The sequence below is a fragment of the Xanthocytophaga flava genome (assembly GCF_030068545.1).
Taxonomy (GTDB): domain Bacteria; phylum Bacteroidota; class Bacteroidia; order Cytophagales; family 172606-1; genus Xanthocytophaga; species Xanthocytophaga flava.
In genome coordinates, this window is record NZ_JASJOR010000030.1 from 1 (window position 1) to 16,944 (window position 16,944).

The following is a 16,944-nucleotide window of genomic DNA, read 5'->3' on the forward strand; positions in this document are numbered from 1 at the left end:
GGTTTGCTCTGATCGAGAATCAGGCACAATTGTGTAGTTATGCTGGCTATGATGTAATTGAAAACCAATCGGGAAAACGGGTAGGTATGGGTCGGATCAGTAAAAAAGGCAATGCCCATATTCGACGGGTGTTGCATTTACCTTCTTTTTCAGTGGTCAAATACGAGAGAAGATTTACCGTTTTCTATCAGCGTATTTTTGAAAGAAGTTATCTGAAGATGAAAGCCTATGTAGCGGTTCAACGCAAATTGCTTTGTGTGATCTATGCCTTGTGGAAAAAAGAAGAACGGTTTCAGGCTCAGCTTGATACCACTCAGCTTAATACCACTCAGACCAGTTCCACTCAGGCTAGTTTGGTTCAGTAGAAATAAGAGTAAATACTCACAAGCCTATTGCGCTAAAAAGGTTGTAGCTACCACAGTGGGTAGCTACGCAAGATGAACGACCTGCTAAACAGGACCTGTTCTCTTTGAGAGTGTAAAGATAAGAATAGCTTAAAATAATTATAACATTTTTGTTGACTTTACAGACAGTACCTTGTGGCAAGGTTAGCGGCCTTTCCGATTGGAAAATAATTTTTTCTCACAAACCAAACAAAGCTCTATTTGTCAAAAATTTCTTTCAGACGGACAAAAAAGTAGTAATACAAGGCAAAATATTCAAAAGATAGTCAACACAGATGATTGACCGGAACTATGGTCAAAATGGTAATCGAAGACCGAGTGATCGGGCAACTATTCAACAAGGTGAGTGAACAGAAATCGAATCACCTTGCTAAATGACCAGAACTTTGTTCACTTTTTTGTTTTGACCATTTTTCCAGTCACTTTTCAGAAATATTCGAACTCTGTTCATTTTTATCTTTGACTGGAAGTATGGTCACTTTGCCTAATGACCATACTTCCAGTCGTTCTTACCATTGACTGATATTCCGTCCATAACTGAAAACTATCCGAATGTCAGTCAAACAATTGTTCTTTCTATAAATTATTGGCCCTGAAGAGTCAACGTAATACCTAATCGGAAGGTAATCTGTTCAATATAAGACTGATATACATTGCCTACATGGTGCTCGTGAACGACCTGGCTTTGGGTATTGATAAATCGGGCAGTATAGGGAGTCGATCCATCTGCATTCGTTACCGGATGGTGATGATTTACCGGATCAGGATCTGCAGGGATATTGACATTCATATATCGTACAGACCCACCCTTTGTGTAATCTGCGGATAGATCTATCCAGAATCTTTCTGGAATTGTTTTCTTACATATTGTACTTATATCCCATCGAACGCCAGCCCCCAAGGTAGCAGCAAAGGCTCCATCCTTCAAAAGTGAAGTGTTTTCCAGAGGTTTACATCCATCTGTATCCTGAGGGTCAGGGATGCTTAGATTTGTCCAGTAGTGGAAATATCCTCCCTTAGCCTGTATATAAGGAATTATTCCACCTGTTTGTACAAGATTTACCCTACCCACCAGCATAAATGAACTAAAGCTATTGTTAACATTGACATCTACCTCAGTAGAAGACCCATCACTAAACTGATACCTCTGATGTGTTTTCTGACTACCATAGCCATTGATCCCTATTTCTGCACCTACAGAAAAAGGGGTATTAGGTAGTCTGTACATACCTTGGAGATTTAGCCCACCAGCATGTTTAATATACTTTCCCATGACACCCTGAGGGCGTGAATAATTCCCTTGTAACGACCATTCCATCTGAGCTGATGCAAATTGAAAAATGGCCAGAAAGAAAATAAGTAAAAATGCTTTTTTCATAGTATGCAAGTAGTTGAGTTGAAAGATAAGATATTGTAAGAGAGGGAATTGTGATGCAATCTTCAGAGCAAAATTCATGCTGAACTTATGTGGATATACTTCCTTGTATGAGATTTATTTATATTTACTAGTTTTTTTACTGGCAATACCTATTTTATTTAGATTGTAGATAAGGCTAACGCAAAAACTTAGTGTTGGTATGAAGAAAGAATCGTTTAAAACCTGGTGTTTTCGTTTGTTTATGAACTGGTATCCTATGTACATGGGTACAGGCGGTAAGATACTGCGTATCTCGGGTGACTGGCAGGAAGTCAAGGTTCGTTTGCGTCGTAGTTTGTGGACATACAATTATGTAGGAACCATATTTGGCGGAAGCTATTTCAGTGCTTCGGACCCTTTTTATATGCTTATGTTACTTCATAATCTAGGTAAAGGATTTGTTGTATGGGACAAATCGGCTGGTATACGTTTTAAAAAGCCCGGTAAAACCACTCTATATGCTGACTTTGTAATCACATCTGCTATTTTAGCTGAGATCCAGCAACAGATACTTATTTCAGGTGAGATAGATTACTCATTTGTTGTACACTGGAAAGACAAAACCGGCAAGGTCTATGCAGAAATAGAAAGAACTGTATATATTGCCAACAAACAGCATTACCTAAAAAAACAGGCTGCCCGTCAGCTTTCTGCTCATGAAAATTCAAATTCGTGAAGGCACCATTGATGAAGTGCTTTCCGTTTATCAATCCATTCCTGAATTTCAGAATGCTCCAGCCAAAAAGGCCTATGAACAGCGTTTGTTTCATTCTAACCGATATCTGATCCTGATAGCCTGCAATTATACACAGCCTGTTGGCTTTAAAGTAGGATATGAAAAGGATGCAGATGGTTCGTTTTACAGTTGGATGGGGGGAGTTGCCAACGAATACCGCCGACATGGTGTTGCCGGGCAATTGATGGATGTAATGATACAGTGGGCTAAAGATCAAGGATATACAACTCTTCGCTTCAAAACACGTAATTGCTTCAAACCTATGCTGATCTTTGGAATAAAACGTGGATTTGATATTTATGGCATTGAACCCAGAGAAACACTGGAGGATTATAGAATTTTACTGGAAAAGAGATTATAAAAGGATAAACTTCATACTTTTACATGAGTCAAAACCAACAAGTTATAGAAACCTTATATTCTTCTTTTTCCAGAAAAGATTATAAGGGAATGGCTGCCTGTTATCATCCGGATGCTACCTTTACAGATGAAGCTTTTAATCTGAAGTCAGCAAAAGAGATTGCTGCTATGTGGCATATGTTGATTGAGTCCGGAAAAGATATGCGCATGGAGTATAGAGATATTGAGGCTGATCAACAGAGTGGGAAGGCGCATTGGGAAGCCTACTACAGTTTTTCCAGAACAGGGAACAAGGTACATAATATCATTGATGCTACTTTTGAGTTTAAAGAAGGTAAGATTATCAGGCATCGGGATTATTTCAATTTCTGGAGATGGGCAGGCATGGCTTTGGGGATGCCTGGGAAACTTTTGGGATGGACTCCACTAATCCGGAATAAAGTACAGAAAACAGCCCGGGAAAATCTGGATAAATTTATAGCCAAACATCCTGAATATTCATGAGCTTTGGAAACTTCCGTTTTTTGTTTTATAACCATATTAAACTATGACTGATTATTTAGAAGTAGTAAATGTTGTCCAGAATATCTTTATTGGGGCAGATGAACGAGACTGGCAAATGGTGCATGCTTCATTTGCGCCCAGAGTGTTGTTGGATTATACATCTATGACAGGAGGTAAACCGACAGAGCTGATACCAGAACAAATCATTGATGCTTGGAAAGCTTTATTACCCGGTTTTCAGGCTACACATCATCAGTTGGGAAATTTTAAAACAGTCATCCAGGAGAATAATGCGGATGTGTTTTGTTATGGTACGGCAACCCATTATCTACCAAATCCCAGTAATCAGCATGTATGGACAGTAGTTGGGACTTACTTGTTTCAACTGATTAAGAAAGATAATGAGTGGAAGGTGAGCAGAATGAAATTTAACTTTAAATACCAGGATGGCAATCTAGAATTACCAAAACTAGCAACCGAAAAAGTAAAATGATAAAATCCATCCAGTAGAGTGCTAACTAGTACTGGATGGATTTATAGCTACCTATATAGCATCAATGATGCATAGAATGTTTATTCATACTAAGCAGAGAAGGCGTGAGACGTATATATACCTGTGCTGAAAGCGGTGTCTTCCCATAGATACTTTCCAGTGTTTTTTCTGGCATATAAAGTGATCCCTGTAAACCTGCGTTCACATTGGTATGCAGAAATGTATATACAGTGTAACTAACTCCAAGAGTAATAGCATGTACATTAAAGCGTTGATCTGCTAATATGGGGTTTCCGGAATCTACATCTAAACCAAGTTCTTCTGACGATTTTTGTACAAATTCATAACGGCCATAGGTTGCAAAACGGTTGAGTTGTAAATTGCTTTCTGCCAGCACAGAGTGCTCTTTATGATGCCCCCCCGCATCATTAAGCCCCCATACCAGGGATGATGTCCAATGGCTATTGGGATTCAGCATTTTGCTATGAATAACAGAGGCTGTAGTTCGTTTAATGTCTTCTGACGGATGTAATTGTTCCGGACTTTTAATCCAGCCCTGTGAAAATTGCAGAGCAAAATTAGCCGTTGGGTTCAAGGAAATCCGATAGCTGTAGCTATCAAACCGGGGTTTATCAAAGTCATACCGATGTTCGTCTGGTTCACGACCTGTGAAACTGGAGCCTTCTACTTTAAACATCTTATATCTGAATCCTACTGTTGCTACTCCGAACACAATGTGTGTTGCATCCTGCCAGTGGTGACTCAGCGGTGCATCCGGATTATTAAAAGCAGAAATACGGTGCATAAAAGCTGTAGGTCCAATAGCAGGTTCGCCAGGATATCCAATATACCCAAACACATCTATATCCTTGCTAATCATATGCGTATAGCCTACACTTACTTCTGAAAACAAATCATGCGGATGTTGCCTGTCAATCAGTGGTTTCCCTTGATACGATTCACCAGACTGAAAGAGAAGGGGATATCCGTCATTTCCCATAGTTAAAGGATCTAATGACATCATGAGATGGAAAGACAGCAATCCTCTTTTGCCAATTTCCCGTTGAGCCATGCCCATAAACCAGTTAGGCACATCAAACTTTTTGCCTCCCCGACGATAATCATTGTTCAGATTCTGCCAGTTCTGACGCAGGAAAATACTCCCATGTACCATATAACTCCATTTGTGGGAATGTTTCATATAGGCATATAGTGGAGTTTCATCTGGTAGCCAGGAGGTACCTGAACCATTCCGGTTCATGGGAAGGTTTCTGGAAAACGAATGTGTCATAACAGGCATTTCATCATGATTCATATGCTCTGTATATGCAGAATCTTTTTGACTATTTGATGTGCTATCATGTTTCATTCCTTCCATGTTGTGATGTTCATGTTGGGCAATAGCAGGATAGATGCTGAAAGTCAGCATTAGCATAAAAAATATTATTTTCATATCAAGGGTATTAAATGGTGTTGAAGATCTGATTAGAATAGAAGCAATCCAATAGTTTATAGAACAGCTTCATATAATAAAAAATTGGGTCTCTGTCAGAGCTAGTATCAGATAATCAGCTTCCTGTATTGGAGATACAAAGGAAGAGGAGGTATTTTCAATTTTGTAGTAAATAGAAAGAATGTACTATTGTCAGCAAGTGGAAAGGCTGAATAAAAAAGTGAATAAAACGTACTGACTACATTCTTCTCTGAAGGGGTTTTACACGATTGACTATGTGAAGCTACTTGCCAAAAAGCGGACAAACTGTAGCAATCCTTAGTTGTTGAGCGACAAGTCTGTTGTGTATGGCATGGACATTCTCTGGTACAAGTCTTCTGTGTTTCGGCTGGGAGCAGGAACGAGAGAAGAATCAATACCAGAGATGCTATGTTTTTCATATGGAGTGGTTTTTACAATTTTCTTATTTTATATGGTCTCGCCTTTATATCCGGCTTTTCCAAGAGCTTCTGATACTTCTTCTGCCTTCACATTTTCTGTTTCTACTTCTAACACCTTGTCTGGACTTGTCAGATCTACTTTCCAGTGGTCTATGCCTTGTACTGCATTCAGGTGTGGAGTTACTTTGGCTATACAGCCATCACATTTGATATTGGTTTTAAATTTTAGTGTCTTCATAACTTTAGTGAATTTGATACTACAAAGATAGCAGGGGATAGAAGGTATACTGTTATATAATTGTCGCTATCATGTGTATAATTTTGGTGTAATCTTACAAATATTAACACTGTTTACTGGTACATTCCTGTGTAACTAGCTCTGTTTCAAAGGTTGCATGCTGAATATTCATATGTTCCAGTTCATGCCGGAGTTTCTTCTTGATCTGATCTGCTGCTTCAAAATCCGTATTGCTATCCAAAACCAAATGGGCTGTGAGTGCATTTTCAGTTGTGCTTATAGCCCAGATATGAATATGGTGTATTTTGTGAATACCTTTTATCTGTAAAGCTTTTAATTCTACCTCATCAAAATTAATGTCTTTGGGCACACCATCCAATGAAAGAATAATGCTATCTCGCAATAGTCCCCATGTTCCAATCAGAATCACAACAATTACAATAAAGCTGGTAATACTATCTACCCAGTACCAGCCTGTGGCAGAGATGAGTAAACCCGCAAAGACTACTCCTAACGATACCAGCGCATCCGCTACCATATGCAGATAAGCCCCTTTAATATTCAAATCGGTATGCTGACTTCGAAAAAAGAGAAATGCTGTCAATGAATTAATTAGAATTCCCACACCTGCAACAATTGCCACTTCACGGCCTTCTATGGGTTGAGGGTGATTTAGTCTCATGGCTGCTTCGTAGCCAATGCCTCCAATTGCAATCAATAGGATAACTGCATTCAATAAGGCAACCAGTATAGTAGTTTTTCGATAACCATAGGTGAATGTGTGGGTTGGCTTTACTTTGGCAAGACGAAATGCCAGGAGTGCTAATGCCAGACTGGCTACATCACTCAGATTATGACCCGCATCTGTAAGCAGAGCCAGTGATTTGGAGTATAAGCCCACCCCGGCCTCAATAACTACAAACGCCAAATTGAGCACAATACCTACCACAAAAGCTGTGTTTATATTGGTGATTGGGCCATGCATATGTCCATGATCGTGTGAATGACTGTGCCCGTTATGCGAATGTGTATGTGCCATAAGATGCAGTAGTAATGGTTGTAAAGTTGCGTACAATCAGGAATCTAATTTTTTCCAGCGTAACCGAAGGCTATTGCTTACTACAGATACAGAACTCAATGCCATCGCAGCTCCTGCAACCATGGGATTGAGCATATACCCATACAATGGATAAAGAATACCTGCTGCAACCGGAATACCTATCAGGTTATAGATAAATGCCCAGAACAGATTTTGCCGGATAGCATTGACTGTCAGACCGGATAAACGAATGGCTTGAGGGATACGTTGCAGATCGGATGAAATAAGTGTCATTTTGGCGACATCCATAGCAATGTCTGAACCTTTGCCCATCGCAATACTTACATCTGCCTGTGCAAGTGCCTGTGAGTCATTGATGCCATCACCCACCATTGCCACAACGTTTCCCTGTTGTTGCAAGTCTTTGATAAAATCTGCTTTCTCAGATGGCATTACCTCTGCCTTATAGTGCCGTATACCGACTTGTTTTGCTACTGCCTGAGCTGTATGTGCATTGTCCCCTGTGAGCATATAAATTTCAATGCCATTCTTTTGCAAACGACTGATTGCCTGAGAAGATGTCTTTTTAATTGTATCTGCAATAGCCAGAATAGCTAACAATGTGTTGTCTTCTGAAAAGAAAATTACCGTTTTACCTTCTTTTTGCAAATTTTGGGATTGATCTTTTAGTGTAGAATCAGCAGAAATGGCATTTTCTTCCATAAAGCCTTGACTACCTATCCGATAGGTTTTGCCCTCATACATGGCTTCCACACCTTTTCCTGTGATACTTTCAAAAGAGTCCAGCGGTACAGATTTGATGCCTTCTTTGCGTAGTTTTCGTACAACTGCCTCTGCCAATGGATGCTCTGATTGCGATTCAATTCCCAACAAAATGGATTGCTGCATACCAGATAATGAAGCGATTGAATGCATATCAGTCACCTCTGGTTTTCCTTCCGTAATGGTTCCGGTTTTGTCCAGCACAATAGCTGTAATTTTATGTGCTAGTTCCAGGCTTTCTGCATCTTTAATCAAAATGCCATTTTCTGCACCTTTACCAACACCTACCATAATGGCAGTAGGAGTTGCCAGACCGAGAGCACAAGGGCAGGCTATAACCAAAACGGTGACCAGCGCCAGTAAGCCTTGTGTAAGAGCATTGTCTCCTCCAAAGATTTGCCAGAGTACAAAGCTCAGCATAGCAATACCAATGACTACCGGTACGAAGATACCTGCAATTTTATCTACCAGTTTCTGGACAGGCGCTTTGCTACCTTGAGCTTCCTGTACCCGTTGAATAATGTGCGCCAGTAAAGTATCACTTCCTACTTTCTCTGCTATAAACCGAAAACTTCCTTTTTGATTGACTGTACCTGCCAGTACTTTTAACCCTTCTTTCTTTTCCACAGGTATTGGCTCTCCGCTGATCATGCTTTCGTCTACAAAGGAACTGCCTGATAGTACTAAACCGTCCACGGGTATTTTATCTCCTGGACGAACCAGTAATTTATCTCCAACTTGTACCTCACTGATAGTGATTGTTTGTTCCTGTCCTTCCGGAGTGATTCGGGTAACTTGTTTGGGTTGTAAACCAATGAGTTTTTTGATCGCAGATGAGGTATTGGATTTTGCCTGCTCTTCCAGCATTTTTCCTAATAGAATAAAAACAATGATTACGGCAGCAGATTCAAAATATACATGTGGATGTAAACCTCTGTGATGGAAAAATTCGGGATACACTGTAGTGAATACACTAAATAGAAAGGCAATCCCAGTACTTAATGCTACCAGGGTATCCATATTAGCATTGCCATGACGAGCCAGTTTAAACGCATTTACAAAAAAGCTTTTACCAAATACAGACAATATAACTGCCGTTAATACCATCATAATCCAGTTGCCATAGGGAAGATCCATCCAGAACATCCCAATAATGACTACAGGTATGGCAAGAACCGCTGACCAGACAGTTTTGAACTTTAACGCCAGGTAATGCTTTTGTTGAGCCTCATCCTGAATATTGCGACCTTCTGTCTGTTCCAATACCAGATCATAACCAACCGATTGAACCGCTTTACGGAGTTCCGCTGTGTCAAGAGTGCCTGGAATATATTCTACCTGCGCTGAGCCATTGGCATAGTTTACGGAAGCATTCACTACTCCTTTCTGAACCTTTAAAATACTTTCTACACTAATAGCACAGGATGCACAGGACATTTCCAATACAGGAAAGGTTTGTTTCAGTGTAGCTACATCATAGCCAAGATCCCGAATGGAACGTACAATTTGGGGAATGCTGTTTTTTTGCGGATCAAGGCCGACTTTCGCCCATTCATTATTTACGTCTACGCTATGGTTTGTAATGCCATCAATTTTATCTAATTCCTGATCGACAAGCATTGCACAATGTTGATTGTCTACTCCAACCAATGGAATTTTAACAGATGTGGTATGTTGAGTTGTTGTTTCCATGACAGCTTTGTATCAACGTGTTGTTATGATACAAAAGTATACCTTCAATGCCTGAATAGTATTACATAATTTTCGGGAAGTATTGCAAGATTTTCGGTAAAGCTTTTATCAGTTAACCATTAGGCTTTAAAATAAACCTCTGATACAAAAAAAATCAACCACTTATTCTATGGATCTATTTTTGAATGAAAGATAACAAATCTATTCTTTGCCATCAGCATGATCCCAGCATCAGTTTCTCAAGTAGCTTATAAAGATAAATGGGTAAGAGCCATTATTCTGCCCCTTATGTTATCCTTTCAGTTATATCTGGACTATAGTGAAGATTTTTGGGATTGGAAGTTGGTATATTGCATAGTTGCAGATATTCTGACTGCTATTTTGGTTTGGGAGTTGGTACGAATGGTTGTTCTACTATTAGATCGTTATTATCACTGGCAGAATGGTTTTCTGAAACGATTGTTACTCCAATTGCTGATAACTGTTCCCGTCTGTCTGGTACTTATCATTGGTATCACCTGGACGACTTACACATTTATTGTTACGTCACATGATCCCAATCTATGGATTTACTTTTATAGAATTGATTTACCTGTTATTGCTATTTTGTTGTGTATGCTCAATTTTATTTATGTAAGCCTTTACTTCTATCGCTTCCACCAACAACAAAGCTTCGCTATGCCATTGGCAGAGAAACCCATTGAGGAGGAAAGAAATGTGCCTTTACCAACACCTGAGAATAGCCGACTATTGATAAAATCAGGTAAGAAAGAATTAATTCTTAATATATCAGAAGTTATAGGGGCATTTGTTACAGATGGAATTTGTTGGGTAGTAACTACAGAAGGGAAGAAATTGGTTGTGGATTGTTCGTTGGATTATCTGGAAGTAGCATTGAAAACTGGCAATTTCTTTCGGGCTAATAGGCAATTGATTCTTTCTCGTATCTTGGTAAAATCAATTCATTCTGATACATATGGAAAAATAAAAGTAGTGCTTAAAGAAGGTAGTGGAGTATCAGGAGAAATCTTTGTGAGCCGAACTAAAGCAGCAGAATTTAGGAAATGGATAAAAACGGAAATAGCATTTCATGGTTGAAGAAATATCATTTCAGCTAAAAAGGGGATTTAAAGGCTGGAAATGAAAGAATATGGATCTTGTTTTGAGTGATCAATAGTATCTCGTTCACTCAATTGTTTCATTCATTCAAAACAAGTAACTATGAAAGCTTATCTGATGAGTATTCTACTCCTTGCCAGCTGTCTGGGTTGTAAAGAAGATGCTACCCAACCAATTGTGACCAACAATCCACTGACTTCTTCACTTGACCAGACAGTTCATAGCGCAGTCGAAAAATATGCTTCTGCATCCAGTACCGGAGGATTTGTGATTGGAATCTTTCGCAATGACAGTACATTTATTTATCGGTATGGACACAGCAATAAAGAGGCACATCAACTGCCTGATGAAAATACTATTTTTGAAATAGGGTCAATCTCAAAAACCTTTACTGCTGCACTTATGGCTGATTTTGCTGCTAGCCTCCAGATAAATCTGGAAGAGCCAGCCAGTAAATTTTTACCTCTTCCTTCTTTGGAAAAAAATGGAATTCAGGTAAAATTAAAAGATCTACTCAATCATAGTTCCGGATTACCCAGACTGCCTGACGACCTGGTAAATGGAGCAGATGCTCAGGAACCCTATAAGCATTATGATAGTACAAAGGTATATACGTATCTGAAAAATAAACCACTGAAGAATACACCTGAAACAGTATTTGAGTATTCAAACTTGGCTTTTGGAGTTGCAGGGCTGCTTCTTGAACGAAATACAGGGAAAAGCTATGAACAACTTGTGGAAGAGAAGATAGCTATACCTCTGGGAATGCAGGATACAAAAATAACTTTGTCCGAAGATGAAAAGCTGAGATTTGCAAAAGGGTATGATACGAAAGGTAAACCTGTAGCATACTGGAATGATATGAATGGGTTTAAGGGAGCAGGTGCATTGCGTTCTACTGTAAAGGATTTGTTAGTATATGCACAAGCAAATATAACCCCTGGCAATAATACAATAGGCAAGAGTTTCGCAGATTGTCTTCAGATTACATCTACTTTGGATAACACAAAAGTAGGATTAGCCTGGTTTGAACTGACCATTAATGACCAGCCAGTATATGTGCATGATGGAGGAACAGGAGGGTTTACCAGTTTCATTCTTTTCTCAAAAGAGAAGAAAAGAGCACTGGTATTACTGGCTAATAACTCAACAGAAAACTTGAGTAGTGTGATAGATAGGTTAAGTAAATCTGTCTTTTGATTGAAAGTTGGACTTTATTAATTACCCGAAAAGAAGATTTTTTATTAGAAAGCACTGCCACTTTTGAAGTGAAAGAGAATGCCTCATGTACATAAATATGAGGCATCAGTGTTGTATTTTTATAGATTTGTATGGATGTGGTTTATATCTGATCCAGAGACTTTCGTTTCTTTTCTTTCAAGTGCTTGAAATAACTAGGTGTTAACCCCGTTACTTTTTTGAATTGATTGGAAAGATGTTGTACACTGCTATAGTGAAGTTGATCGGCTATTTCACTCAATGACAGTTCATCATACATGAGTAGTTCTTTTACCTTTTCTATTTTCTGATTGATAATGTATTTTTCAATCGTAATACCTTCTACTTCTGAGAAAAGACTGCTTAGATAGCCATAGTCACGATTAAGCTGTTCAGCTATATAATCGGAGTGATTTACTTTTTGCAGATTATCATTTTCTGAATGAATTAGGGTAATAATTACTGTTTTGATACGTTCGATCATTTTTTGTTTTTTGTCATCCAGTAATTCAAATCCCACTTCTTCCAATTTTTCTCTGAGTGACTGAGCTTGATCGACAGCTAATTCTTCCTGTATCTGTACTTCTCCCAACCGGATATCTATAGGATGTAATCCTTCTTCCTGGAGTACCTGTTGTACAACCATCTTGCAACGGTTGCAGACCATATTTTTTATATATAAAGTATTCATTGATGGCTTGTTTTACGTATTTCTATGATGTTGTATCCTTCCATAAGATCAAAAAGAATTGGTCAAATATACAAAAAGCTATATTTAGCAGAAGCACATTTATATAGACATATACCTCGTTTTCTATCTTGCTCATAGTAAATAACATAAGATCAGAAAGTTTTGGTTTGACTCATTGCTTTTTTGAGTTGAAATTCTGTAACATTGTGTACCTCACCTTTTACTATAGGTGTTTTGTTTCACTTATTCATCTCAAACCTTCTGTACAATCCATGAATGCTAAATTTTTACTGGTATTTGCCGTAACAGGAAGTGTATGGTTATCAGCCTGCAACTCTTCCACTAAGCATGATGAAAACACAACTGATACTGCTTCTGTAGCGACTAATGATACTACAGCAGTACTGACTGAAACAGCTTCTTTAAATAAACTTACCAGTGAAGAAGAAAGTCAGGGTTTTAAATTGTTATTTGATGGACAGTCCACCGCCGGATGGCATAGCTATCTGAAAGGAGACAGTGTAATTGGCTGGAAAGCAGAAGGAGGTATATTGGTGTGTCCAGGTAATACAGGAGCTGATTTGACCAGTAATGATGAATATGAAAACTTTGAACTTCGGTTTGACTGGAATGTAGAGCCTAAAGGAAATAGCGGAGTAATCTACAAGGTACTTGAAGACAAGAAGTATAAAAGTACCTATGAGTCAGGCCCTGAATATCAGATTATTGATGACAATGGCTATCCGCCTTATATGGAAAACGGAAAAGAGATTCATATAACAGATAAGCAAAAGTCAGGAGCTAACTATGATATGCAGGCTCCATCCGCTTTCAAAGCCAAAGCACCTGGTGAATGGAACGAAGCAGTGATTATTGTAAATAAAAACCATGTGGAACACTGGCTAAATGGTGAGAAGGTAGTGGAATACGAGTATGGAGGACCTGAATGGAAGAAACAATTAGCTGTGAGTAAGTTTACTAAATGGCCTTACGCTACTCCTCACGCCAAAGGAAAAATAGCTTTCCAGGATCACGAACACAAAGTAGAATACCGAAATATACGCATTAAAATATTGTAAGTCCTGCAAACTATCTTTCAGACTCAGACAGATTACATAGCTGTCTGAGTCTGAAAATTTTCTTCATATACGACCTCTCCATTCAATCGTTGAAGTTTGGTATAACGTATTGACCCCGTTCCCTGAAAACCATAATGAATCCCAACAATCCGAGTGGCGGCATTAGAGAATGAAGTTTCTAGTGCTTTTTTACCATTGATGAAAAATTGTACTTTTTTGTTCCTGGATTCCACTCTGACTTTTGTCCAATGACTCATATCACTTCCAAATCCTGACAAATCAGTCGTTTTGCCTTCCATAAACTTATCGCCTACCGACATATTCAAATCTGATACACAACCTAGGTTACTTAGCGGTATACTCATCATATCATTTTCCAGTAACAACATAATCTGTGAGAACTGACAAATTGCTGAGCCCTGGTTGTAGTTGCTTTTTACTTCTGTTTCAAAAATGAAATTATCGTTAAGTATTCCTTTAAAGTCGCGAACATTCCGAAATATGACAAAAGGAGGTTGAGGTTGCATAGGGATGTGTTTAGCCTCGATCTGTACAGGCGACAATCCAAGTGTACCATTCTTTCTCGTTTCCTGTTCTGAGAAATAGACAGGAACAGGTTCCTGTTGAACGGCTACAATCCAGCCATCTGATGGAATAAGCAAGTCATGTTCTTTAACAATCCGATCTCCTACTACAAGTTTTGCTTTAAAGAATCCAGGATAATAATAAATGGAAGTATATTGATGTTTGTTTTTTGGAACCTGAACCCGTCGTTTAGGGTCCCAGGATTGCTGAATAAATACCGAATCAGTAGTAGCCGCAGTAGCATCATAGGTAAAGACTACAGAATTTGGGATGCCTTTGGTAACAGGTTTACTAGTAAACGAGAATGGGGTCGAAGATTGGCTTTCTTTTTTTATGTCTGCTTTGGAAAACGTTTGGATAGTAAGCCAGCCTGCACCTGCCAGTAGCAAAATCAGACTAAATACCCCAATGCTCTTTGTCTGAAAACGTGGTTCTGTTTTGGGTGGGTTTATCTGTTGGGATACCACTTCAGTTTGAGGAACAGTAATACGAGGTTGTTCTTCCTGTATACTTTTTAGCTTAAACTCTCTCCAGTTTTCATACCCTACAAAGCTAGCCAGTGTATTAAGCGTGCTTAGATTAGGTAAACTCTCATATTTTACCTTTCCCCACACTCGTTTCAATGTAGTAGGACTGAGGTTTATTTTTGTCTCTTCATAAATCTTTTCACTCAGTTCTGTAAAATCCTGATTTTTCCAGGACTCACTATTTCCCCAGCCTGTCTTTTCCTCAATCAGGTGTTTACACTTTTCAATAAGAACATCTTCCGATTGCATTGTTGTAAGGGTTTTGGCTTATCAAAGATACTATTTTTATGCTTGCTCCAACTTGCACCAATTTGGAAAAGTGGTGAATGGCGCATTTGGCCCATATATGGGACCTTTGCACCATGTTTCATTCAAATCTAATCACACATGACAACCCAATTAAGAAAACACACACTGAGTGCCATCCTGTTTATGTTAAGCTTTATCACTATGGATGCATTTGCTCAAAATGACAAGCCACGTGAGAGTCCCCCAGCTACTGCAAGCGGAAAGGCTGGAAATAAAACCATTACCATTCAGTACAGTCAACCTGCAGTGAAAAACCGGGATGTCTGGGGTAAGCTGGTTCCTTATGGGCAGGTATGGCGTACAGGTGCCAATGAGACTACTTCTATTGAATTCTCTGATGATGTAACCATAGAAGGAAAACCTCTGGCTAAAGGAAAATATGCCTTGTTTACCATTCCAAATGAAAAAGAGTGGACAATCATTTTCAATAAAACTATTAAATGGGGTGCTTTTAGCTATAAACAGGAAGAAGATGTATTGAGAGTAAATGTGCCAGTAAAAAAATCCAAAAGCTTCACTGAGAGAATGACCTTCACTGTTTCCAATCAGGGACTTGTAACACTTAAGTGGGAAAATGCACAGGTAGATTTTACTGTGAAATGACTTATTCTGCTTTCTTCTATAAACGAATGAAAGCAGAATTTTTACGTTGTTGAATCCGAAAATCTCAATCTCCAAACTACTACTTATATGAAAGCTATATATTTATTTCTAAGCTTGTGTTTGACGTCAATGGTTTTATTTGCCCAATCTAAGAGTAAATCACGTTCAGGGGCTTTAACACAGAGCAAGGTCATCACTATACCTATGCAGGCAGATCGCTGGGAGTTTGCACCTCAGAAGGCAGAGTTTATGACCTATAAAAATGTGCAAGGCATGAAGTTACTGCCTAAATCCGGACCTGTTGTATTGAAAGACTTTATATTCTCAGACGGAACTATTGAGTTTGATGTCGAGCAAACCGAATCCACCTTTGTGGGTGTATATTTCAGATGGCAGAATGCTATGGAATCTGAATTTGTATACTTACGGGCACAAAGAGTTAATAACCCCAAAGCAATAGATGCTATACAATATGCACCAATTATTGGGGGAGTAAACATGTGGGATATGCTACCTCTTTTTCAGGGACCCGCTTTGATCAAAGAAAAAGAGTGGAATCACATTAAACTGGTCGTTTCAGAGTTACAAATGAGAGTGTATGTAAATAACAATGCTCACTCCACACTTGAAATACCTCGTCTGGAAGGAAATATCAAACAGGGAACTATTGCCTTTGAAGGCCCCGCTGTTTATGCCAACCTTGTTGTAAAGCCTGGACAAATTGAAGGCTTATCAACTACAGAAGGTATTGATCTGACCAATCATGATTCCCGATATATTCGTTCCTGGGCCGTTACAAAACCTGATTCTCTTCCAATGGGAAGGGAATTACTTAATGTAAAGGCATTTCCTACAAAAGAGACCTCCTGGGAATCTATACAATCCGAAAGACAGGGTTTAGTAAATCTGACTCGTATGTATGGAAAGAGCGACTCTAGAAGATATGTATGGTTAAAAACTACCATTAAGGCAAAGTCAGATCTGATTCGGCAAGTGAGAATGGGCTTCAGTGATGAAGTTTGGGTAATGTTGAATGGCAATCCGGTATATGTAGATAAAAATCTGTATGGCGCCATCCTGATGAAACCTCCCTTTGGCAGATGCTCTATTGAGAATACATCTTTCACTTTACCTCTAAAGGCTGGTGACAATGAGTTGCTTATTGGTGTTGCCAATAGCTTTTATGGATGGGGAGTTATTGCCCGCTTTGACAATCTGGACGATATAGAACTGGCTGAAAAATAGTTTTATTCA

General features: G+C 38.9%; 17 protein-coding genes. 10 read left to right on the forward strand and 7 right to left on the reverse strand.

What is annotated here, in order from left to right:
- A partial coding sequence (locus QNI15_RS30570) for a transposase (protein ID WP_314035506.1) occupies nucleotides 1-365 on the forward strand: 365 nt, incomplete at its 5' end.
- 622 nt (nucleotides 366-987) lie between these two features.
- Here QNI15_RS30570 and QNI15_RS30575 read toward each other — a convergent pair.
- The gene (locus tag QNI15_RS30575) at nucleotides 988-1,782 is read right to left on the reverse strand and encodes an outer membrane protein (protein WP_313992902.1); all 795 of its coding nucleotides are present in this window, start codon (nucleotides 1,780-1,782) and stop codon (nucleotides 988-990) included.
- Nucleotides 1,783-1,981: 199 nt separating this feature from the next.
- Between QNI15_RS30575 and QNI15_RS30580 the strand changes: the two genes are divergently transcribed.
- From QNI15_RS30580 to QNI15_RS30595, 4 genes are read left to right on the forward strand one after another with little or no spacing between them, the layout of a single operon-like run.
- Entirely contained in the window at nucleotides 1,982-2,497 is a 516-nt protein-coding gene (locus tag QNI15_RS30580; protein ID WP_313992904.1) for a DUF4442 domain-containing protein, read from the forward strand.
- Nucleotides 2,478-2,918: a GNAT family N-acetyltransferase gene (locus tag QNI15_RS30585; protein WP_313992906.1), complete on the forward strand. Its 441-nt coding sequence runs from the start codon at nucleotides 2,478-2,480 to the stop codon at nucleotides 2,916-2,918. Before QNI15_RS30580 ends, QNI15_RS30585 begins: the two co-directional genes overlap by 20 nt.
- A 23-nt stretch (nucleotides 2,919-2,941) precedes the next feature.
- Entirely contained in the window at nucleotides 2,942-3,421 is a 480-nt protein-coding gene (locus tag QNI15_RS30590; protein WP_313992908.1) for a nuclear transport factor 2 family protein, read from the forward strand.
- Nucleotides 3,422-3,464: 43 nt separating this feature from the next.
- The gene (locus tag QNI15_RS30595) at nucleotides 3,465-3,914 is read left to right on the forward strand and encodes a nuclear transport factor 2 family protein (RefSeq protein ID WP_313992910.1); all 450 of its coding nucleotides are present in this window, start codon (nucleotides 3,465-3,467) and stop codon (nucleotides 3,912-3,914) included.
- A 61-nt stretch (nucleotides 3,915-3,975) separates the two neighbouring features.
- Here QNI15_RS30595 and QNI15_RS30600 read toward each other — a convergent pair whose 3' ends face one another.
- From QNI15_RS30600 to QNI15_RS30615, 4 genes are all read right to left on the reverse strand, one after another.
- Nucleotides 3,976-5,367, reverse strand: coding sequence for a hypothetical protein (locus QNI15_RS30600; protein WP_313992912.1), 1,392 nt, complete (start codon nucleotides 5,365-5,367; stop codon nucleotides 3,976-3,978).
- A gap of 468 nt (nucleotides 5,368-5,835) precedes the next feature.
- Nucleotides 5,836-6,045 carry a heavy-metal-associated domain-containing protein gene (locus QNI15_RS30605; RefSeq protein ID WP_313992914.1) on the reverse strand — a complete coding sequence of 70 codons (210 nt, stop codon included), beginning with the start codon at nucleotides 6,043-6,045 and terminating at the stop codon, nucleotides 5,836-5,838.
- A 103-nt stretch (nucleotides 6,046-6,148) separates the two neighbouring features.
- Nucleotides 6,149-7,084, reverse strand: a complete 936-nt coding sequence (locus QNI15_RS30610) for a cation diffusion facilitator family transporter (RefSeq protein WP_313992916.1) — start codon at nucleotides 7,082-7,084, stop codon at nucleotides 6,149-6,151.
- A 36-nt stretch (nucleotides 7,085-7,120) separates the two neighbouring features.
- A complete protein-coding gene (locus tag QNI15_RS30615) occupies nucleotides 7,121-9,559 on the reverse strand; it encodes a heavy metal translocating P-type ATPase (RefSeq protein WP_313992918.1) in 2,439 nt (812 codons plus the stop codon).
- Between the two features lie 219 nt (nucleotides 9,560-9,778).
- Here QNI15_RS30615 and QNI15_RS30620 point away from each other — a divergent pair, with 219 nt between their 5' ends.
- Complete coding sequence (locus QNI15_RS30620) at nucleotides 9,779-10,657, forward strand: LytR/AlgR family response regulator transcription factor (protein WP_314035508.1); 879 nt, start codon at nucleotides 9,779-9,781, stop codon at nucleotides 10,655-10,657.
- A 123-nt stretch (nucleotides 10,658-10,780) separates the two neighbouring features.
- Nucleotides 10,781-11,878, forward strand: coding sequence for a serine hydrolase domain-containing protein (locus QNI15_RS30625; protein ID WP_313992922.1), 1,098 nt, complete (start codon nucleotides 10,781-10,783; stop codon nucleotides 11,876-11,878).
- Nucleotides 11,879-12,020: 142 nt separating this feature from the next.
- Here the strand turns inward: QNI15_RS30625 and QNI15_RS30630 are convergent, their stop codons facing one another.
- Nucleotides 12,021-12,542: a helix-turn-helix domain-containing protein gene (locus tag QNI15_RS30630; protein ID WP_314035510.1), complete on the reverse strand. Its 522-nt coding sequence runs from the start codon at nucleotides 12,540-12,542 to the stop codon at nucleotides 12,021-12,023.
- 317 nt (nucleotides 12,543-12,859) lie between these two features.
- Here QNI15_RS30630 and QNI15_RS30635 point away from each other — a divergent pair, with 317 nt between their 5' ends.
- Complete coding sequence (locus tag QNI15_RS30635; protein ID WP_313992926.1) at nucleotides 12,860-13,666, forward strand: 3-keto-disaccharide hydrolase; 807 nt, start codon at nucleotides 12,860-12,862, stop codon at nucleotides 13,664-13,666.
- 32 nt (nucleotides 13,667-13,698) lie between these two features.
- Here the strand turns inward: QNI15_RS30635 and QNI15_RS30640 are convergent, their stop codons facing one another.
- Nucleotides 13,699-15,027: a hypothetical protein gene (locus tag QNI15_RS30640; RefSeq protein ID WP_314035512.1), complete on the reverse strand. Its 1,329-nt coding sequence runs from the start codon at nucleotides 15,025-15,027 to the stop codon at nucleotides 13,699-13,701.
- 138 nt (nucleotides 15,028-15,165) lie between these two features.
- Here QNI15_RS30640 and QNI15_RS30645 point away from each other — a divergent pair, with 138 nt between their 5' ends.
- Together QNI15_RS30645 and QNI15_RS30650 are read left to right on the forward strand one after the other, a co-directional pair.
- Nucleotides 15,166-15,690 carry a DUF2911 domain-containing protein gene (locus tag QNI15_RS30645; RefSeq protein WP_313992929.1) on the forward strand — a complete coding sequence of 175 codons (525 nt, stop codon included), beginning with the start codon at nucleotides 15,166-15,168 and terminating at the stop codon, nucleotides 15,688-15,690.
- 87 nt (nucleotides 15,691-15,777) lie between these two features.
- On the forward strand, nucleotides 15,778-16,935 hold the full coding sequence (locus QNI15_RS30650; protein WP_313992931.1) for a hypothetical protein: 1,158 nt from the start codon (nucleotides 15,778-15,780) through the stop codon (nucleotides 16,933-16,935).
- Nucleotides 16,936-16,944 lie beyond the last annotated feature (9 nt).